This is a genomic window from Telmatobacter sp. DSM 110680 (genome assembly GCF_039994875.1).
In the GTDB taxonomy this organism is placed as follows: Bacteria; Acidobacteriota; Terriglobia; order Terriglobales; family Acidobacteriaceae; genus Telmatobacter.
The window spans coordinates 947,843-966,562 of the sequence record NZ_CP121196.1 but is presented as its reverse complement, the minus strand read 5'-3'; the positions used below and the strand labels follow the sequence as shown (position 1 = coordinate 966,562).

The following is an 18,720-nucleotide window of genomic DNA, read 5'->3' as shown; positions in this document are numbered from 1 at the left end:
GCCCCAGTAGGCTCTAGTGGCCGCTCTGTTTTACGAAGAGTCTAGCCGCCAGCAGTGTGCTGGTACAGCCCATCATCGTAAGGACTGTGGCCGGAATCCACAGTTCGCTGATACCTGCGCCGCGCAAAATGATGCCGCGCAGGATCTGGATGTAATAGGTCGCCGGAATCAGGCGGCTGATCCCCTGAAAAAACAGCGGCATGTTTTCAATGAGAAAGATGTAGCCGGAAAGAAACACAGACGGCAGAATTGTTCCCATCGACAGCTGAAAAGCCTCAGCCTGCGTGTGTGCGCGTGTGGAGATGATGAGGCCGATGCCCAGCACCGTGAGCAGGAACGGGATAGAGAGAGCCAGGAGCAGGAGCACGCTGCCGTGAATCGGCACCTGAAAGATGACGCGCATGACGAAGAGAATGGCGCACATTTCCGAGAAGGTGAGCGCGCCGTAAGGAATCATCTTGCCCACCATCAGCCCGAGTGGGGCCACCGGCGTCATGGTCAACTGTTCCAGCGTCCCGCGTTCGCGTTCGCGGACGAGGCTTAGCGCGATCATCAAAATCGCCATTACCTGCAACAGGATCGCGATCAAGCCGGGCACAAAGAAATTCGCCGAGCGCGTGGCCGGGTTATACAGCACCGACGGCCGCACTTCGATGGGCATTGTGCCATTCGGCATAACACGGACAAGCGACTCCTTCAACGCAACGCCGGTGGATGTGCTCATTGCCTGGCCGGCAACGCTCGAGTCGGAGCCGTCGACAAGTACGAGGACCGTGGCGGTAGTGCCGTCCTGCAGGCGGCGCGCATAGTCGTAGGGAATGCGAATGCCTACGCGTGCTTTTCCGGCGCGGATCGCTTCATACATCTCGTCCTGCGAGCCGGCGTAGATCTTCAGATTGAAGACGTCGGATCCGGCGAAGCTCTCAAGAAGACGGCGGCTCTCCTGCGTGTGCGACTCATCGAGGACAACCGTGGAAACCTGGCGGATATTCGTATCTACCGCAAATCCGAACAGAAACAGTTGCAGCATAGGAATGAGAAGAGCGAAGAACAGAGTGCCCGGATCGCGGATGATGTGCAGGAACTCTTTCCGGCAGACAGGAACAAGACCGTGGAAGAGGGCCCTCATCGCTGCGACTCCATGATGCGGTAGGTGAGGGTTACGAAGACATCTTCGAGCGAGGGCTCGATAATCTCAATCTTCGCTTGGGGAAGTTGCGCGCGAAGATCGGCGAGATGATCATCTTCGGCAAGCGCATGAATGGAGCGTCCGAAGATGGTGGCCTCCCGAACACCGGCCAGGTGACGCACACTGTCGAGCAGCGCGGAAGGATTGGGTGCGGTGATCTGAATGCGCGATGTACCCGTGGGGTTAGCATCGGGAAGTTTCTGCAATTCAGCGACCGTCCCGATAGCGATGAGCTTGGACATGTAGATGTAGCCGACGCGGCCGCAGCGCTCGGCCTCATCCATGTAATGCGTCGTAACAAAAAAGGTCACGCCCTGCCCGGAAAGTTGAAAGAGCAAGTCCCACAAAGCGCGGCGGGCGACGGGATCGATACCGGCTGTCGGCTCATCAAGGAAGACCACCTCGGGAGAGTGGATGATGGAGCAGGCGAGCGCCAGGCGCTGCTTCCATCCGCCGGAAAGCTGGCCTGCGCGGCGGTTCATATATGGCTCAATGCCGGTAAGAACCTGCAGTTCCCGCGTGCGCTCGGCGGCTCGATCGGCGGAGAGACCATAAACCCCGGCATAGAAATTCATGTTCTCGGCAACAGTGAGGTCTTCGTACAGGCCGAACTTCTGCGACATGTAACCGACGTGGCGGCGGATTTCAGCGGCATCCTTGCGAATATCCATGCCGAGGATGCGTCCGGTGCCCTCTGTAGGTTGCAACAATCCGCAAAGCGCCTTGATGATGGTGGTCTTGCCCGAACCGTTAGGGCCGAGGAAGCCAAAGAGCTCGCCTTTGCCCACTTCGAAGCTAACGTCGTTGACCGCAGTGAACGAGCCGAAGCGAATGGTGAGATGGTCGGCTGTAATTACGGCCGTCATTCGAGGCGCACCGTCGCCGACATTCCCGACTTGAGAATCTGCTGCGCATTGTCGACGTAGATCTTTACGCCAAAGACTTCGTGTTCGCGATCGCTTTTGGTCTGCACGTTGCGAGGGAGGAATTCCGCTTGCGATGCGATCTGGCCAACATGTCCTTCGAATGCGTGATTGCCGAAGCTATCGACGCGGACAGTTGCATGCTGGCCAACTCGCACGTGGGCGAGATCGGTTTCGGGCACATAGACCTTGACCCAGAGCTGCGAAGCCTCAAGCAGGGTGATCACGATGCGGCCCGCGGGGACAAGGTCGCCGGGGCGCACGCTGACCACTTCGACGACCGCGTCAGACGGCGCGGTCAGTTCCGCCTCGCGAAGGCGTGCATCGAGCTCCGCAACGCGGCCCTGCGCTTCGGCGAGCCTTCCGCGTGCCGCATTGATATCCTCTTTTCGGAAGCCTTTGCGGGCGAGAACCGCGGCGGCATCTGCCTGGTTGAATCTGGCTTCAGCGGCGTGGAGATCTTCAACGCGTGTCCCGGCCTGCAAAAGTGCGAGGTGTTGACGCGCGGATTCGGCGCGCTGCGCAGCGGAATCTCGCTTTTCCCGGGCGTCGTCAAATTGCTGGCGCGAGATGGTGTCGGTCGCGACTAGCTTCTGCATACGCTCAAAGAAGATCTCGGCGTTCTTTGCATCCGCGGAGGCGGCAGAGTAGTCAGCTTGCGCCTGGTCGATCTCCTGGCGACGAGGGCCATTTCGCGCCGATTCCAGCGCGGCTTGCTGCGCACGCGCTGTCGCTTCTGCCTGGACAATTTCCTCAGGACGATTGCCGCGCTGCATCTTGTCGAGATCGGCCTGCGCCTGCTCAAGTGATGCCGCGGCCTGCGCGCGCTGGGCTTTCAACTCATCGCATTCGAAGAGGACAAGCGTGGATCCGGCCTTGACTATCTGGCCTTCTTCGACTGGAACCGCAACGACGCGGCCGCCGATCTTCGATCCGATCTGGATCTCGCGCGTTTCCACCGTGCCGGAATAGTCGAAGCGCGCAAGATGGGCCTGCCATGCAAACACCAGCCAGATGGCAGCAATGACCACAGTCGCGATCACTCCAACGATGATGAGACGGCGCTTCATGCAATTCCTTCCCGCAGCTATACAAGCCGCGCACAACTTTGCCGGCGCGCGGCCATCAACAACCCTTGCGGCGAATCGAGGCAAAAGGTTTCAAGACATCTTCAGCATGGCACGGCATTTCAAGGCCGCTGTGAGCTGGCGCACAACGGTTCAAAAGGCATGGAAGGCCTGTATTATCAGAGGAGAAATGCACACCCGTATTTGCAGTTGCGCACTTGCATTGTTCTCTGGCATATCCACGCTATCGCTGATGGCCGGATGCAAATCGCTGCCCCCATCGAAACCTGAGTCGGAGTGGACACCCGAAGAAGCACGGGGCGCGGCAGTGTTTCACCAGGCCTGCGCGAAGTGCCACTATCCGACCACCACCCACGGTCTGCATGGGCCAGGTCTACAAGCCATCACAAAGGTCCAGTCCATGCCCTCTGGGGCGCCACCTACGGATGAGCGACTGACCGCGGTGATCCTGCACGGTCACGGAACCATGCCTGGCACCGCGCTCGATGACCAGCAGTTGCACGACCTGCTGGCTTATATGCACACCCTATGAGCGACGAGCGTAGCAACCAGATCGAATCGGCAAATCATTCTCAGCCCTCGACCCATTCAGTCGTAGAATCGAACACCGCACCATCGCCAAAGCGAGAACTGGTCCCGCTTCCGGGTCTCGTTGCCATCTCCTTCTATCTGCTGTTGCTCGCCGTCGTCATCATCATTGGTGTGGTCGGCGGCCATTACCCCGCACTCTTCCTACTGCTGCCAGTGTTTCTTTTCGCGGCATGCGGTGGACTGTTGATGCTGTTTCGATGGGCATGGGCCATGGCGTTGGCAGCCGTGCTCATGCTGGGCGGGTACAACGTGTGGATCTATGCGCACCTCCACATGCTTCCTGCGCTGATTCAGGGATTGCTCAACCTGGTCTTCTTCTTCTACCTCGTAAGAATTGAAGTTCGAGAAAAGCTGCGCTAGACGCCGCACTTTTAGTCCGCTCGAAGTGAAAGCAAAGACTGCGCTTACTCGATCACATTCTCATGGAATCCATGCGCGGCTGAATGGTAATCTCTTGCCCATGTCCCTAAGCAAATTGAACCTTGCCGCCTCTGTCTTTCTGATCCTTTCCACAACTCTTGCAGCACACGCAGCCGATGCACCGAAGAAGCGCGATATCAACCTTGACGATCTTGCAAAACTGCAGCGCGTTGGTGGCCCGATTGTCTCGCCAGACGGCGAGTGGGTGGTCTATTCGGTCAGCCAGGTCGACACTAAGGAAGACAAATCGCAATCGCACTTGTGGATGGTGAAGTGGGACGGGTCAGTCCATCTGCAGTTGACCTACGGCAAGGAGGGCGCGTCGGCACCGAAGTTCAGCCCTGACGGCCACTACATCAGTTTCATGTCGTCGCGTCCGGGAACCACCAAGGGCGACCAAGTGTGGGTGATGGACCGGCGCGGAGGCGAAGCCGAGCAGCTCACAAATATTACCGACCAGAACATCCAGGGATACGCATGGTCTCCGGATTCGAAGAAGCTACTGCTCTCCCTGCATCCCAAGGCCGAGCCTGATCCGGAAGAGGGCAAGCCTCCCGCGCCGCCCAAGCCGATTGTGATCGATCGCTACCACTTCAAGCAGGACATCCAGGGATACTTACGCAACGATGCGTACAACGCGCTGTACCTCTGGGATCTGACGACCAAAAAAGCGGAAAAGCTGACCAACAGCAAGAGCGTGAATGAGAACGGCGCGGAGTGGTCACCAGATGGAAATTGGGTTGCGTTTGAAAGCAACGCCGATCCTGATGCTGACCGCAGCAACAACTCCGACGTGTTTGTGGTCGAGGCAAAAGCAGGATCGACACCGAAAAAGCTGACGACGTGGACCGGCCCTGATGGCGGCCGCCTGGCGTGGTCGCCGGATTCGAAGTCGATCGCGTACACGCAGGGCGCGAAGCTGCAGTTGTTGGAGTACTCGCAGAACAAGCCCGCTGTGGTGACGCTGGATGGCAAAGTCAGCTATCCGGCGGCGAAGTTCGATCGTGGCGTGAGCCAGCCATTTTTTTCAGCGGATGGGCATCTGCGCTACCTCGTTGCGGACGATCGCAATCAATATCCCGCTGAGGTGGAGTTATCGGGTGACGGCGTCAAGCGCGAACTTGCGCAGCCGGGTGCGGTGATGGGGTGGGATCAGGAAGGCGGGCACACGGCTGTTCTGTACACCAACGACAGCTCGCCTGCTGAGATTTACGCGCTCGAGAACGGCGCACTACGCAAGCTGACGACGCACAACGATGCGCTGATGGCGGAGTTGAACCTGGTTCCCACGGAGGACCTTGAAGCGAAGGACAAGGAGGGCCTGGAGGTTCATGGGCTGCTAACTCGGCCGGCAGACTTCAAGTCGGGAACGCCGGTGCCGATGATCCTCTTCATTCATGGCGGCCCCAATGGTCAAGACGAGCACAGCTTCGACTTCATGCGCCAGTGGCTGGCCACCAAAGGCTACGCCGAACTGAACGTGAACTATCGCGGCAGTTCAGGCCGCGGACAGGACTACGCGAAAGCCATCGCCGCCGACTGGGGCCACTACGAGGTCGAAGATCTGCTGGCCTGCGTGGACAAGGCAATCGCGATGGGCGTAGCCGATCCGAATCGGCTGGCGGTGACGGGATGGAGCTACGGGGGCATCCTGACCGACTACACCGTCGCCAGCACCGATCGCTTCAAAGCAGGGATCAGCGGGGCGGGGGTGGCCGCGCCGATGTCTTTCTACGGCGTCGACCAGTACATCCTGCAATACGACAACGAACTGGGGCCGCCGTGGAAGAATCTGCAGCTCTACATCAAGATGAGCTACCCGTTCCTCGAGATCGACAAACGCGTGCATACCCCGATGCTCTTCATGGGAGGCACTTCCGACATGAATGTGCCATTGCTGGGAGGCGAGCAGATGTATGAAGCGCTTAAGTCGCTCGGCCGACCGACTGAACTCGTCGTCTACCCCGGCCAGTTCCACGGATTTACACGGCCAAGTTTCATCAAGGATCGCTACGAGCGCTGGCTGGGCTGGTGGGATAAATATCTGAAACCGGCTAATCCGGCTCCGACCGCCGCAACTCCCAACAAGCAGGCGGAATAAGAGCTCTGCCTAGAATTCCGCGGGAGCAGGGAAGCATCTCCTCCACGCCTCCGCGGACTTCTATTCCTCAAACGCAGCTTCGCGGCGCTTACTGGGCGGAAATTCGCCCTTTTTCCGCAGCAAGCCGACCAACGCGATGATGGTGGCAACAATCAATAAGAAAGCGCCAAGCAGCGTGAGCCCAATCGCGATGGGCACCCCAACGCCAGTTGTGGTGATGTCGATGTGAATCGAAGCGGCCGATAGCGGATAGGCAAGCGAGAGGCCTGTTGTTCCGTGGCAGAAATAGAAGATGATGAAGAGTCCTAGAGCCAAGCAAGCGACGGCTACGACCAGAACACCTTTCACACGAGCCTCCTCTTCGGCTGGAATTGTACCCCGGTTCCTAGGGAACTAACGGCATTGGATGCTTCCTCACAGGCAGAGAGTCTTCAGCCAACGGGTTGGTTTCATCGAAGCGAATAATCTTTCAATTGTCCCCGCCGTAGTCTGCAGTTCGGTATGCAGTCGACCGACCCGGCGCAGCAAAGCGGATCGCAGGCCCCGGCTACAATGGAAGAGATGGAACTGGTGCAGATTCAGCTCACGCGCAAGACGCCCGCTCCCAAGCCGGAGTGGCTCAAGGCTCGCGCCCCTGTGGGCGAAAACTACCACGACCTGAAGCGTCTTGCTCGTTCGCTTGGCCTGCACACCGTGTGCGAAAGCGCGCATTGCCCCAACATCGGCGAATGCTGGCATCACAAGACCGCCACCTTCATGATGCTGGGCAACCTGTGCACCCGCCGCTGCGGATTCTGCGCGGTCCCCAAGGGCCGCCCTGAGCCGATCGATATGGATGAACCACGCCGCGTAGCCGAGGCCGTGGCAATTCTGGGCCTCGAACACGCCGTCATCACCAGCGTGAATCGCGACGATGATCTTGTCGGCGGCGCCCGCATCTTCGCCATGGTCATTGACGAGATTAGAAAGCAAGCGCCCGGCTGCCGCGTCGAGGTGCTGATTCCGGACTTCCAGGGCAACCCCGAAGCCATCGGTATCGTCGTCAACGCCAAGCCTGAAGTCATGAACCACAACACCGAGACCGTCCCGCGACTCTATCGCGTTGTCCGTTCAGGCGCGCGTTATGAACGTTCCCTTGAACTTCTGCGTTATTCCAAAGAGTTGAATCCGGTGGGCGTCACGAAGTCTGGGGTCATGGTCGGCCTGGGCGAAGAGACACACGAACTCATCGAGGTCTTTCGCGATCTGGCTGACGTCGGCTGCGATATCCTCACCATCGGGCAATACCTGCGGCCATCTCGCGATCATTTGCCCATGGCGCGCTTGTACACGCCGAGAGAATTCGCCGAGTTGAAGATCGAAGCTCTCAAGATGGGCTTCCGCCACGTCGAGTCGGGTCCGCTGGTTCGTTCCAGCTATCACGCGCACGAGCAGGCAGCGTCGACCGGCTTGATTGCATTGCAGCCTTCGGCTTGAGATTCTCGCACATCATCAATGACTTGACGCTTGTGGCAATGCGCTGGCGTGATTTCAAATTGTCCTTCTAATGGAATAAGGAGACGACAGCATGTCGACTGACCGGCGTGGTTTTCTGAAACAAGCAAGCCTCATGGGTTCGATTGGTATGCTGTCCGGCAGTCCCGCTGCGCGGGCTTTCACAGCTAGCGGTGACTTCTCATACGTGAGCGAGGAAACGTTGCCCGTTCAGGCCGAGGAAGCTCCTGTACACCACATCAAATTTGCCGTCTGCGGGATGAGCCACGATCACATCTACGGCATGGTGGGCGCCATACAGCGCGGCGGCGGCGAACTGGTGGCGGCATGGGGCGGAGAAAAAGACAAACTCGCCGCCTTCACCAAGCGCTTCCCCAACGTGAAGATGGTCCAAACGCAGGACGAGATTCTGAATGATCCGTCCATCCAGCTTGTCCTCAGCTCGCAGGTCGCCAGTGAACGCGCACCACTCGGCGTGCGGGCTATGAAGCTTGGCAAGGACTTTCTCTCTGACAAGCCCGGCATAACAACGCTTGAACAGCTTGCCGAAGTACGCAAGACGATAGCTGAAACCAAACGCATCTACGCCATCATGTACAGCGAGCGGCTTGAAGTGAAAGCCGCGGTTTACGCGGGAACGCTAGTACAGCAGGGAGCCATCGGCAAGGTGATCCAGACCATCAACATTGCCCCTCACCAGATTTTCCAACATGGCGGCGTGGCTGGCGGCGGAACAGGCAGGCCCGACTGGTTCTGGAAGCCTGAACTCTACGGAGGAATTCTCTGCGATATCGGTTCGCACCAGGTAGATCAATTCCTCTTCTACACGGGATCAACCCAGGCTGAAGTGGTGGAATCGCAGATCGCCAACATCCGCCATCCTGACCATCCTGACTTCCAAGACTTCGGCGACATGGTGCTGCGCGGAAATCGCGGACTCGGTTATGTGCGCTTGGACTGGTTTACCCCAGATGGCCTCGGCACATGGGGCGATGGCCGTCTCTTCATCCTTGGGACGGATGGCTACATCGAAATCCGCAAATACACCGACGTCGCAGTCAAACCGCAGGGCAATAATCTGTTCATTGTCGACAGCAAGCAGGCCCGCTACATCGACTGCAACAACATACCGTTGCCGTTTGGCCCACAGTTCGTGGCGGATGTCGTCAACCGCACGCATACCGCCCAAGACCAGGTGCAATGCCTGCTCGCTGCGGAGCTCGTCATCAAGGCACAACTCGCCGCAAAACGGGTAACGCTCGAAGCATAGCGAGGCTCTTGGAGATCTCCGTATGCGACCCGAGCCCGACCGCCGGGTTGTAGAATAGCCGTTGGCAATTGGCATAGCGAGGAAATGACCATGGCATCGTTTATGGATGGTAATCCAGCACTTAAGGGACTCTCGGGCGACCTGAAGCGGCGCATGGATGCGGCCGTCGCAACCTTCCAGGCCAGCCTGGCTTCCACGCGCACCGGACGCGCCAGCGCGCACATGCTTGACCAGATCAAGGTGGACTATTACGGCACCATGACGCCCATCAACCAGATGGCCCAGGTCGGTGCCCCCGAACCGCAGAGCATTCTCATTCAGCCCTGGGATCCCTCGATCATCAAAGAGATCGAGAAGGCTATCCAGGCTTCCGATCTCGGGTTTAATCCCATCTCCGACGGCAAGGTGATTCGCGTACCCGTTCCGCCCATGACCGAAGAGCGCCGTCGTGATGTGGTCAAGCATCTCAACAAGGTTCTCGAAGAGCACCGCACCGCGATCCGCAATGTACGCCGGGATGGCAACGACGCATTGAAGAAGCTTGCGAAGGAAAAAAAGATCAGCGAAGACGATGAGAAGCGCGCCCTCGAAGAGGTCCAGAAGATGACCGACGAAGAGATTCGCCGCATGGAAGAACTCTCGCGCAAGAAGGAAGCTGAAGTCATGCAGGTCTGAGCAGTCGACTAAATCAAATGCAATATGACCGCAATGCCTACACAAACGGCGTTGCGGTCTTTGTTTGCATCCCTCACAACCCGTTCCGCATCGAGAATTGATGGCACACAATCTGCAAGACACCGTGGCTCTGCTTGAGCGCACGCCGGGCGCACTGGATGAGTTGTTGCGAGGACTTCCGGAGACGTGGACTCATCACAATGAAGGCGGCGAAACCTTCACGGTCGTCGATGTCGTCGGCCATCTCATCTACGCCGATCGCGTCGATTGGATGCCGCGTGCGCACATGATCCTTGAACATGGCGAAAACAAACCCTTTGATCCATTCGATCGCCGTGGGCATGTCGAAGAGTGCCGTGGCAAAAGTCTTCCTCGGCTTCTCGATGAGTTTCGGCGCGTTCGCGCGGGCTGCCTCGATGATCTGCGCGCCCTCAATCTACAGCCAGAGCAGCTTGAACTTCGAGGCCGCCATCCATCGCTCGGTGCCGTTACGCTTTCGAATCTGCTGGCTACTTGGGCTGCGCACGACCTGACCCACCTCCACCAGATCTCGCGCATCATGGCGCACCAATACCGGGATGAGGTCGGTCCCTTCGGAGCCTTTCTAGGCGTGTTGAAATGCAATGGGCACGGGGGATGAGCGAGTTCTAAGTCCAACAGCTCCGAGAACGAACTACGAACTTAGAATTCAAAACTGACGCGAAGAGCCTACTTCTTCGGCCGCTTGTAAAACGGAATCGGCACCTGCTTCGCCCTGACCGAATTGGCCCTGCACTGGACCAGCACATCGCTTCCGCTGTGGGCTACGCTCGCCGGAACCAGCGCCATTGCAATGTTCGTCTTGAGAAACGGTGCAGGCGAACCGGAAGTGACGACACCAATCTGCTTGCCCTCGAGATCGTGCACGGTATAGCCATCGCGACCTATGCCGCGCTCTACCATTTCGAGGCCGATAATCTTGCGCTTCGGTCCGCCGCTAGCCTTGTCAGCCAGCAGAGCATCGCGTCCGATGAACTCCTCCTTGTCGAGTTTGAGAAAACGATCAAGTCCCGCCTCAAGTGCGTTGATCTCTTCTGAAATCTCATGGCCATACAGGCTCATGCCCGCTTCGAGGCGTAGCGTATTCCGCGCCCCGAGTCCGCACGGCCGGATGCCGAACTCCGCGCCAGCCTCCATCAGGGCTTCCCACATCTTCACGGTGGTTGCTTCATCTGACGGTATGTACACTTCGAATCCGTCTTCGCCGCTGTAGCCGGTACGCGCAATCAGAACATTATGAATACCGGCAACCTGTCCAAACGTGAACCAGTAATTCTTGATCGCGCTCAGATCCACCTTTGTCAGCTTCTGCAGCGTCTCCAGTGCGCGGGGTCCCTGCAATGCAAGCTGCGAATAGTAACTCGAATAGTCGCTCACATGGATACCGGGCCGGCTGCCCACCTGCTGGCGGATCCACGCGTAATCCTTGTCCTTCGTCCCCGCGTTAACTACCAGCAGATAGTCGTTTTCGCCAAGCCGGTGCACCAGGATGTCGTCAACAAACGTTCCTTCCGGCGTGAGAAGTGCGGAGTAGTGCGCCTGTCCGTCCTTGAGCCGCGACGCATCGTTCATCGTGATGTGTTGCACGGCGTCCAGCGAGCCGGGCCCGCGAAACTGGATCTCGCCCATGTGGCTGACGTCAAAAAGCCCCACCCCGGTTCGCACGGCCATATGTTCGGCAATGAGCCCGCCGCCAGGACCGGGGTACTCGACGGGCATGTCCCAGCCGCCGAAGTCGACCATTTTGGCTTTCAGTGCGCGATGGGTGGCGTTGAGCGCTGTCTTTTTAAGTGCGGGAGCAACTGGTGCGGCAGGTGTGGACATGAATCGTGGTCCTTTCGACAAAATCTACCCTATCCACGATAGGCACCCCTCCTTCGCGGGTCAAACCGCCCGGTTCACGGCTTAAGATGATTTGTTCAGCCAATGGAAGGAGTCGCCTTGAATCCATTTCGTGGAATCCTCATGATCGTGGCCGCCGGATTCGCATTCTGGCGCGGCTGGCAAATTCATCATGGCCATTACGCGTGGATGGCTTACGGCTTGGGCGTTTTGGCATTGGGCCTCGCTGTGTGGCACTTTGTTCAAATCAGCCGTAACACTCCTGTGTGAAGGTAGATGGCAAGATATCGGTGTTAGCGGCTCAAACCCCCGTATAATTCCCGCCAACTACCTTTATGGACTATTTCCTGATTATTGTTCTGGGGATCGTTGTCCTTTCGGTCTGGAACAGCAGCCGCGACACCCGCGAACGCTTGCGTGAAGCGGTAGATCGCCTCGAACGCGAAATTGAATTTCTGCGCTCGCAGGTCGCCGCCCTGATTAGAGACAACGCGAAGCGCAACGAATCGCCCGCAACTCCAGTTGAGTCCTCCACCGCCCCTCAGGCGGCGCAGCAGCCCCCGCGTCAGGCTGAGCCAACACAAGCCACGCACAGTGTCGCGCCTCCCGTGGCAGCGTACAAGCCGGCAATCAAACCGGCAGAATCCACCCCGCCGCCTGCACCCGCTCCCAGTACGATTCCCGAACCTGCGACACCTCCAGTCGCAGCATCACAACCACCGCCCGCGCCGGCACCCGCGCCGAAGCCCGCTTCCGAAATTCAGCCTGCCACCCAACCCACTGCTGCGAAGGAACCCGCTTCGCCGATCCCACCCTCAAAACCGGCAGAACCAGCGAAGCAGCCCGCGCCGGCCTCTGCGCCACCCCTGCATGCTGCCGCAGCATTTCAAGCGGAGGCAGTTCAACAGGCAAACGCTGCCGCAGAAAAGAACGAACGCCAATTCTCACTCGAACAAACACTCGGCGCGAACTGGCTCAATAAAATCGGCATCGCCATCCTCGTCATCGGGCTGGCGTTTTTCCTCGCTTACAAACTGCAGACGTGGGGACCCGGCGGCAAAGTGCTCTGCGGATTCGCCGTAAGCTTTGCACTGCTGGGTGGCGGCGTCTGGCTCGAACGCAAACCAACCTACCGCATCTTCGCGCGCGGCGGCATCGGCGGAGGATGGGCCCTCGCCTACTTCACCACCTTCGCCATGTACCACCTGCAGGCTGCGCGCATCGTCGATTCGCTGCCCGTTGACCTGTTGTTGATGATGCTGGTCGCAGCCGGCATGGTTGGCCACTCCCTGCGCTATAAGTCGCAGACCGTTACCGCGCTGGCCTTCATGCTGGGCTTCGCCACACTGCTGACGAGCCACATCGAAGAGCCCACGCAGACCGTCGCCTTCTCCCTGGCAGCAAGCGCCATCCTTGCCATCGCGCTGGTCGTAGTCACGACCCTTCGTCACTGGGCAGTCCTCGAGTTGTGCGGATTGATCGCGGTCTACAGCAGCCACTTCGTCTGGCTTACCAGGGTTCTTCCCGATAACCACGGCGACTTCGCACAATTCTGGCCCTCGACTGCGTTGATCCTGCTTTACTGGCTGATTTTTCGACTGGCCTACATTCTCCGCACCCCGCTCGACAAGCGCGAAGAAAACCTGTCCAGCGTTTCGGCAATTCTTAACTCCGGCGGTGTGCTTGGGCTGCTCAAGTTTCAGTCGGCGCACCCGGAGTGGGCCTTCTGGGCATTGGTTGCGCTCGGCATCTTTGAGATGGCGCTTGCCTGGTGGGCGAAGGAGAAGCGTCGTCAGGCCTTCGTCGTGCTCTCCACCATCGCCGTCGTTCTGCTGGTCTCATCCGTGCCGTTCCGCTTCCATGGCGTGAGCTGGCCGGTGCTTTGGCTGGTGCAGGCGCAGGTGCTGGCCATCGCCGGTTTGCGGTTGGGTGAACCGATCTTTCGCCGCCTCGGCTTGCTTGTAGGTGTTATTACGGGCGGCGTCCTCGCCCTCCACGACGTCATGCCGCTCGCCATCGAGCGCGCAATGGCTGGCGACACCAGTCGCCATTGGTCATTGACCGCCGGACTCGCCCTCGCGGCGATTCTCTACTGGACCCATGCCGAAATCTACCCGCGACGCTGGCCTGAAATTGCAGCCAGCCCGCTGGAAAGCTTAGCTCTCAAGCTCTCAAGCTGGCTCGCACTCGGTGCAGCTGCAACTTGCTTGTGGGTCGTGCTGCCCGATGAGTGGCTCCCAGTAGGCTGGATCTCGCTGTTCCTGGTTCTCGTGTTCTTGGGCCACCGCTTCCGCGCCACCAATCCGCTGCTGGAGGGCGATGTTCTAGGGCTGGGCGCTGCGGGACTGCTGTTCTTCGATCACGTGTTGCCGTTGGCGTTTTTCCGATTAGGCAACGCCGATACCAGCCATCATGCGGTCGAGACCGTCGTGCTCTCGGTCGCGGCGCTTGCCTACTGGTTGCGCGGAGAGATTTTTCCGCGCACATTGCCGCCTCTTGATCCGGAAGGATCGCCGGCACAAACATTGCGTCGATGGTTTGCCTTTATCCTCCCCTGCACCAGTTGGCTTGGACTGGCCGCGGCCGCCGCTGCACTGTGGGTCTGCATGCCCGATCCCTGGTTGCCTCTGGGCTGGGTCGCGCTGTTTCTTGTTCTGGTTATTCTGGGCCATCGCTTCAATGCCACCATGCCGCCACTGGAAGGCGATGTGCTCGCTCTTGCCACTGCGGGCGTTCTTATCTTCCATCACGTTCTGCCGCTGGTCTTCTTCCGCTTCGAGAATGCCGACCCCAGCCGGCATGCCGTGTTTACAACCGTCCTGAGTCTCACCGCCCTGGCTTTCTGGTCCCGCGCCGAGTTGTTCCCGCGCTTCCTTCCAAAACTCACTGCAGTGCCCATCTGGGATCCAGCCGCTTGGGAAGCGGTGATGCTGCCTCTTGCCAGTTGCATTGGCACCGCCGCAGCAGCTACAGCCATATGGGTCGCGCTACCTTCCGCGTGGGTCGCAGTGGGATGGCTCGGGCTGGTACTCGCGCTCGGCCTTGCCGCAGATTGGGTCGCAAGCAAAGCGCTCCCGCTGCAGGCAGATGCGCTCGCGATCACTTCATTGGTTGGCCTCTTTGGTTGGGATTTGTGGCACAGCGACTGGAATCATCGCACTCCGCTCTTGATTGCTGTTGCCTTGCTGTATTGCGGCATGCGCCGTAAGACTGTTGCCGGCGAACGTAACTTTGTTCCCGCCGCGTACTCGTGGGCCTCGGCTGTCCTGCTTCTATTTTTGACTTTCGATATCCTCCACGATCCGTGGATCGCCCCCGTTCTTGTTGCGCTCTGCGTCGCGCTTTTTGAAATTGGTCGCTTCGTGAAGAAAGGCTTTCTGCGCTGGCAGGGATACATGCTGATCGCCGTCGCCTTCGCGGTATACCTTGACCACGATTTGCCTTATTCCATTTTTGGATTGTCGGGCCAACCAAATGCGCGACAATTTACCCTCGTTGGATCCACACTTCTCGAAGTCCTGATCCTGATCACCGGCGGCTACTTGCTGCTGGAGCGAACCCGGGATTTCACGCGCACCCCTAAAGCCGAGCACATCGTTGGTCTTCTCGCGGATGCTGCTGGAATCTTCTGCCTCGTAGTCTGGTTCGGCGTGCGTTTTCCGTTCTATGTACACGGAGGCGAGGGATGGATCACCGCCATCTGGGCCGCCATGGCAACCGCACTGATGGTACTGGCGTGGATCATGCGGCGTCGCACGTTCATGCTTCAAGCCATTGTCCTTGCCGTTGTGGCTGTCCTGCACGGTCTGCTCTTCGATCTGATTGGCGAATCCCATGGCGACTTCTGGCACGGAATTCTCTATCGCCTCTCGGTAGCTGCGCTGATCTTGATCGCCGCACTGCCCTTCGCGTTCAAACTCCGCGGCCGCGACTTCTGGACCGGCGCTTCAATCAAACTATCTGAACCTTTTATCGCAGCGCTCAGCAAACCGGAACAATGGTTCTTCTTCGCGCCCTTCGGCATGATGGTGGCGGCACTGGCCGTCAAACTCAGCTCCGGCCACATCACCATTGCGTGGAGCCTGCTCGGCCTCGGTACATTCTTGTTTGCTCTGGTGGTCGGCGAACGCAGCTTCCGACTCGCGGGGCTCGGCCTGTTGCTGGTGAGCGTGGCAAAGATTCTGCTGATGGATGTGTGGGCACTGGCGCCACCGGACCGCTACGTTACGCTGATCGTATTGGGAACCGCGCTGCTGTCTGTATCTTTTCTTTACACACGTTTCAGCGAGAAGATACGTAAATTCCTTTAGTTGCTGTTCTAATGACACGGCGCTCGGCTCTAGCTTGAGTTAGTCAATATAACGCGATAAGGATGCTAGGCTGGCGGCATGGAATTCTCCTACAGACTAACCGAAGCGGAGTACATCCGGGCGTCGAAGCTGGGGCGGAAAGTGTCGTCCCAATCTGTCTTCAAAATCGTTATGTTTTGGGTTTTCATCTTTGTCTGCCTCACCTTGCTCTGGGCGGTTGTTCAAAAAAGCAGGCAACATGCCGCCGATTTCGATCAGCAGCCAGCTATGGAAGCACAGGACGATGAACCAAAGAATCATCCGCAGCTCATGCCCGCTCTGCTTGAGAATGTTGGGCCGTTCATACTTCTGGGCGGCGTATGGATCTTTATCATTTTTTATTCGGTGCCCACGCGCCTGCGCCGCATCTATCGGAAAGATCCCTTCATGCAGGGGCAATTCACGGTCAACATCACGCCCGAGTCGATCTCGACCCAAAACACGGCAGGCACCTCATCGCAGACCGGATGGAATGTTTATAAAGACTGGCGCGAAAAAAACGGAGTCGTCGTTCTCGTTTTCCAGTCGGGTGCGTGTTTCGGCATGAGCCTTGCGGGCCTGTCTGAGCCTCAACGCGAAGAACTACGAGGCATCCTGGGTGTAGCGCTGCCCAAAAAAAGACGCACTACTTTTTCCCCGCCCGCCAAAAACTGCTGACCCCGAGATACAGAAAAATTACAATGATCACTGCCGAGGCTACAAACGACCGGTGATCTGGTCCATGCAGCCAACTGGCTCTTGTTCGCCACACAAATGGGCTGAACACCAGCACCGGCAGCAGGAAGAACACTCCCGTCACTTCCAGCCAGATCTTGCCGCCAACACTCCGGAACGGCTTGAAGAATCCACCCAGTCCGCGTGTCACGCCGCGCGCGGTTTGCCCGGCAACGCGCCCTCGCGTCCCGGCATTGGCCGGGACTGCCCCCGGCTGCGCCTGGCCACTCGCCGCATTGTTCTGCTGGCCTTCACCCATGATGGCCTGTCCCGCGAGGCGCCCCGCCACACGAACACCCACGCCCAGCACCCGGCCTATGGTTTGAGGTCTCACTCCGTTACCACCCCTGCAACAAAGGCCCGTTGCGGGGCCCCGGATATGATGGTAGCAGCGACGGTCCTCATGCAACCCGGTCTCGCATACCCAGCCGAAGCCAGTTGCCGGATCTCCGCTTGCCAAGTAAGGTAATAGAAATCAATCGCCGCTCCTGCGCATTCCTCAGCGCCGGCCGCTGCCGGAGGTAAACCAGTGACATCTCGCCTGCGCGAACTGATCCAGCAACTCGGAGAGGCAATCCACGAGTCCGTTATCGAGAGCGAGCAGATCGCCGGCGTCGTCCAGGACATCCGCAAGCACGGCTTCGATGTGCTCCTGATGCTTGAGGCCACCATCGGCCTGAACGAGGTCTCCAAGGAAACCGAGGAAGCCGATGCCGCAGCTGAAGCCGCCGGCGGCACCTTCACCAAAAACGATGTGAACTTCCTGCGCTCTCTGCGCATCTCCATCGAAGGCGAAGACAACGACGAACTGACTCAGGGCGAAGACGAACCCCAGGCAGGCTGATTGGTTCGAATCCCCGCGCTTGGTTGCGGCCCGTTCAACAGCGAGTTGTTCACCTAGCTCCGCCAGTGCAGTTCCACAGGCCCATCGAGCGGGTGTTTCCCCATTCCTTCCAGCCGCGCCTGCTTCAACGCGAAGTACCACTTCGCCGGCTTGTCTGCATCATCGATCAGCATCAGGCTGGGATTGTGTTTCAACCCCTCAGCCTGCTGAATCATCGTCTCCTGGTCCTGCCGCACAAATTTCGCGCCGAAGAATTTTGCGATAGGGGTCAGAAAGGGCACGTTGTAAAAAACATTCCACGCAGCGATCACGTCGATGCGGCACGTCGACGCAGTCACTGGAGTCACCGTCGTCAGTGAAGAGAACCACTTATCGCCGCAACGGATGATTTCCGTCCGCCGGTTTGGCAGCGTGAAGTCGATTGTCGTTTCCACCGGCTGCCCATAAACGCCGAGCAGCTTGTAAGGCGCCGAATTGCCACTGGGGGCATGCGCGCTCATGCGAAAGCCCTCCGGAATCGGCTCGAACTTCTTGGTCTTCTCGCGAATGCTGGCTCGCGAACGCCACCACCATGCCTGATGCACAAACGGTCCGTGCGCCGGATCCATCAGCCCGATGATTCCGTGGTCCACATTGCACGGCAGGTCTGCGGAGAGATGCGCCCTGCGAAAACGTGACCCAAATTTCGCAAGTTCCGGGACTGCGCGGGAAAGCTCGGCTGCCGAACGCTTTCCGGCGCCGGGACCGGGGATATAAACCCACGCATGCCCATCCCGCTCTTCACACGGAAATGCAGTCGCGTAAATGCGCGTCGCATCCAGATGGTCGTGGCTCGAAAGCGAAGGAATCAACTCGCATCGTCCGCTGCACGGTTCAAACTCCCAGCCATGGTACCGGCACGTCACGCGATTGCCATCGAACCAGCCCTCGCTCAGGGGAATCCCGCGGTGCGGACAGCTGTCGCGCATCGCAAAGAGCTTCCCGCTCTCTAACCTTCCGAGCACCAGAGGATAGTTGAGGAGCATCGCCGTCGCCAGCTTGCCCTTACGAAGAGTGTTGGTGCGCAGAGCCGGATACCAGTCGTCGTAGATAAGGGTCGCGCTCGGTCCCTGGATCGGCACTCCGGCTTCAGTTGTCGTGACCAGCGGCATGTGGGATCAAGATAACAGTTCAGTTAGGCG

Annotated in this window: 18 protein-coding genes; 11 read left to right on the top strand and 7 right to left on the bottom strand. The window is 58.7% G+C overall.

Annotated features, from left to right (window positions below):
* Positions 1-13: 13 nt before the first annotated feature.
* Genes P8935_RS03835 through P8935_RS03825 form a run of 3 tightly spaced genes read right to left on the bottom strand, consistent with a single transcriptional unit; the run spans position 14 to position 3,182 of the window.
* Positions 14-1,129, bottom strand: coding sequence for an ABC transporter permease (locus P8935_RS03835; RefSeq protein ID WP_348263695.1), 1,116 nt, complete (start codon positions 1,127-1,129; stop codon positions 14-16).
* Complete coding sequence (locus P8935_RS03830) at positions 1,126-2,055, bottom strand: ABC transporter ATP-binding protein (protein WP_348263694.1); 930 nt, start codon at positions 2,053-2,055, stop codon at positions 1,126-1,128. Before P8935_RS03830 ends, P8935_RS03835 begins: the two co-directional genes overlap by 4 nt.
* Complete coding sequence (locus tag P8935_RS03825) at positions 2,052-3,182, bottom strand: HlyD family efflux transporter periplasmic adaptor subunit (protein ID WP_348263693.1); 1,131 nt, start codon at positions 3,180-3,182, stop codon at positions 2,052-2,054. The genes P8935_RS03830 and P8935_RS03825 overlap by 4 nt, the downstream gene beginning before the upstream one ends.
* A 187-nt stretch (positions 3,183-3,369) precedes the next feature.
* Between P8935_RS03825 and P8935_RS03820 the strand changes: the two genes are divergently transcribed.
* From P8935_RS03820 to P8935_RS03810, 3 genes are all read left to right on the top strand, one after another.
* Positions 3,370-3,732: a cytochrome c gene (locus P8935_RS03820; RefSeq protein WP_348263692.1), complete on the top strand. Its 363-nt coding sequence runs from the start codon at positions 3,370-3,372 to the stop codon at positions 3,730-3,732.
* Positions 3,729-4,151 carry a hypothetical protein gene (locus P8935_RS03815; protein ID WP_348263691.1) on the top strand — a complete coding sequence of 141 codons (423 nt, stop codon included), beginning with the start codon at positions 3,729-3,731 and terminating at the stop codon, positions 4,149-4,151. Before P8935_RS03820 ends, P8935_RS03815 begins: the two co-directional genes overlap by 4 nt.
* A 100-nt stretch (positions 4,152-4,251) precedes the next feature.
* Positions 4,252-6,312, top strand: a complete 2,061-nt coding sequence (locus tag P8935_RS03810) for a S9 family peptidase (RefSeq protein ID WP_348263690.1) — start codon at positions 4,252-4,254, stop codon at positions 6,310-6,312.
* A gap of 60 nt (positions 6,313-6,372) precedes the next feature.
* Here the strand turns inward: P8935_RS03810 and P8935_RS03805 are convergent, their stop codons facing one another.
* The gene (locus tag P8935_RS03805) at positions 6,373-6,660 is read right to left on the bottom strand and encodes a hypothetical protein (RefSeq protein ID WP_348263689.1); all 288 of its coding nucleotides are present in this window, start codon (positions 6,658-6,660) and stop codon (positions 6,373-6,375) included.
* Between the two features lie 204 nt (positions 6,661-6,864).
* On the opposite strand from P8935_RS03805, the gene lipA reads away from it, so the two are divergent.
* The 4 genes from lipA (at position 6,865) to P8935_RS03785 (ending at position 10,391) form a co-directional block, all read left to right on the top strand.
* Positions 6,865-7,788, top strand: a complete 924-nt coding sequence (gene lipA / locus P8935_RS03800) for a lipoyl synthase (RefSeq protein ID WP_348265307.1) — start codon at positions 6,865-6,867, stop codon at positions 7,786-7,788.
* A 91-nt stretch (positions 7,789-7,879) separates the two neighbouring features.
* Positions 7,880-9,076: a Gfo/Idh/MocA family oxidoreductase gene (locus P8935_RS03795; RefSeq protein WP_348263688.1), complete on the top strand. Its 1,197-nt coding sequence runs from the start codon at positions 7,880-7,882 to the stop codon at positions 9,074-9,076.
* Between the two features lie 90 nt (positions 9,077-9,166).
* Entirely contained in the window at positions 9,167-9,751 is a 585-nt protein-coding gene (frr, locus tag P8935_RS03790; RefSeq protein ID WP_348263687.1) for a ribosome recycling factor, read from the top strand.
* A gap of 100 nt (positions 9,752-9,851) precedes the next feature.
* The gene (locus P8935_RS03785) at positions 9,852-10,391 is read left to right on the top strand and encodes a DinB family protein (RefSeq protein ID WP_348263686.1); all 540 of its coding nucleotides are present in this window, start codon (positions 9,852-9,854) and stop codon (positions 10,389-10,391) included.
* A gap of 68 nt (positions 10,392-10,459) precedes the next feature.
* Here the strand turns inward: P8935_RS03785 and gcvT are convergent, their stop codons facing one another.
* Entirely contained in the window at positions 10,460-11,614 is a 1,155-nt protein-coding gene (gene gcvT, locus P8935_RS03780; RefSeq protein ID WP_348263685.1) for a glycine cleavage system aminomethyltransferase GcvT, read from the bottom strand.
* A 117-nt stretch (positions 11,615-11,731) separates the two neighbouring features.
* On the opposite strand from gcvT, the gene P8935_RS03775 reads away from it, so the two are divergent.
* The 3 genes from P8935_RS03775 (at position 11,732) to P8935_RS03765 (ending at position 16,638) form a co-directional block, all read left to right on the top strand.
* A complete protein-coding gene (locus P8935_RS03775) occupies positions 11,732-11,902 on the top strand; it encodes a hypothetical protein (protein WP_348263684.1) in 171 nt (56 codons plus the stop codon).
* A gap of 65 nt (positions 11,903-11,967) precedes the next feature.
* Entirely contained in the window at positions 11,968-15,942 is a 3,975-nt protein-coding gene (locus tag P8935_RS03770; RefSeq protein WP_348263683.1) for a DUF2339 domain-containing protein, read from the top strand.
* 78 nt (positions 15,943-16,020) lie between these two features.
* A complete protein-coding gene (locus P8935_RS03765; protein ID WP_348263682.1) occupies positions 16,021-16,638 on the top strand; it encodes a hypothetical protein in 618 nt (205 codons plus the stop codon).
* Here P8935_RS03765 and P8935_RS03760 read toward each other — a convergent pair.
* Positions 16,607-17,029, bottom strand: coding sequence for a hypothetical protein (locus tag P8935_RS03760; RefSeq protein WP_348263681.1), 423 nt, complete (start codon positions 17,027-17,029; stop codon positions 16,607-16,609). The two genes, P8935_RS03765 and P8935_RS03760, sit on opposite strands and share 32 nt — an antisense overlap.
* Positions 17,030-17,224: 195 nt before the next feature.
* Here P8935_RS03760 and P8935_RS03755 point away from each other — a divergent pair, with 195 nt between their 5' ends.
* Positions 17,225-17,539, top strand: a complete 315-nt coding sequence (locus P8935_RS03755) for a hypothetical protein (RefSeq protein ID WP_348263680.1) — start codon at positions 17,225-17,227, stop codon at positions 17,537-17,539.
* A 53-nt stretch (positions 17,540-17,592) separates the two neighbouring features.
* Here P8935_RS03755 and P8935_RS03750 read toward each other — a convergent pair whose 3' ends face one another.
* Positions 17,593-18,690, bottom strand: coding sequence for a Rieske 2Fe-2S domain-containing protein (locus tag P8935_RS03750; protein ID WP_348263679.1), 1,098 nt, complete (start codon positions 18,688-18,690; stop codon positions 17,593-17,595).
* Positions 18,691-18,720 lie beyond the last annotated feature (30 nt).

Excerpts from the sequence above, each read along its gene's own strand:
- P8935_RS03770 (WP_348263683.1), top strand. The coding sequence starts at position 11,968 with ATGGACTATTTCCTGATTATTGTTCTGGGGATCGTTGTCCTTTCGGTC.
- P8935_RS03795 (WP_348263688.1), top strand. The coding sequence starts at position 7,880 with ATGTCGACTGACCGGCGTGGTTTTCTGAAACAAGCAAGCCTCATGGGT.
- P8935_RS03765 (WP_348263682.1), top strand. The coding sequence starts at position 16,021 with ATGGAATTCTCCTACAGACTAACCGAAGCGGAGTACATCCGGGCGTCG.
- P8935_RS03830 (WP_348263694.1), bottom strand. The coding sequence starts at position 2,055 with ATGACGGCCGTAATTACAGCCGACCATCTCACCATTCGCTTCGGCTCG.
- frr (WP_348263687.1), top strand. The coding sequence starts at position 9,167 with ATGGCATCGTTTATGGATGGTAATCCAGCACTTAAGGGACTCTCGGGC.
- P8935_RS03750 (WP_348263679.1), bottom strand. The coding sequence starts at position 18,690 with ATGCCGCTGGTCACGACAACTGAAGCCGGAGTGCCGATCCAGGGACCG.
- P8935_RS03785 (WP_348263686.1), top strand. The coding sequence starts at position 9,852 with ATGGCACACAATCTGCAAGACACCGTGGCTCTGCTTGAGCGCACGCCG.
- P8935_RS03820 (WP_348263692.1), top strand. The coding sequence starts at position 3,370 with ATGCACACCCGTATTTGCAGTTGCGCACTTGCATTGTTCTCTGGCATA.
- gcvT (WP_348263685.1), bottom strand. The coding sequence starts at position 11,614 with ATGTCCACACCTGCCGCACCAGTTGCTCCCGCACTTAAAAAGACAGCG.
- P8935_RS03825 (WP_348263693.1), bottom strand. The coding sequence starts at position 3,182 with ATGAAGCGCCGTCTCATCATCGTTGGAGTGATCGCGACTGTGGTCATT.
- P8935_RS03810 (WP_348263690.1), top strand. The coding sequence starts at position 4,252 with ATGTCCCTAAGCAAATTGAACCTTGCCGCCTCTGTCTTTCTGATCCTT.
- P8935_RS03835 (WP_348263695.1), bottom strand. The coding sequence starts at position 1,129 with ATGAGGGCCCTCTTCCACGGTCTTGTTCCTGTCTGCCGGAAAGAGTTC.
- lipA (WP_348265307.1), top strand. The coding sequence starts at position 6,865 with ATGGAAGAGATGGAACTGGTGCAGATTCAGCTCACGCGCAAGACGCCC.
- P8935_RS03815 (WP_348263691.1), top strand. The coding sequence starts at position 3,729 with ATGAGCGACGAGCGTAGCAACCAGATCGAATCGGCAAATCATTCTCAG.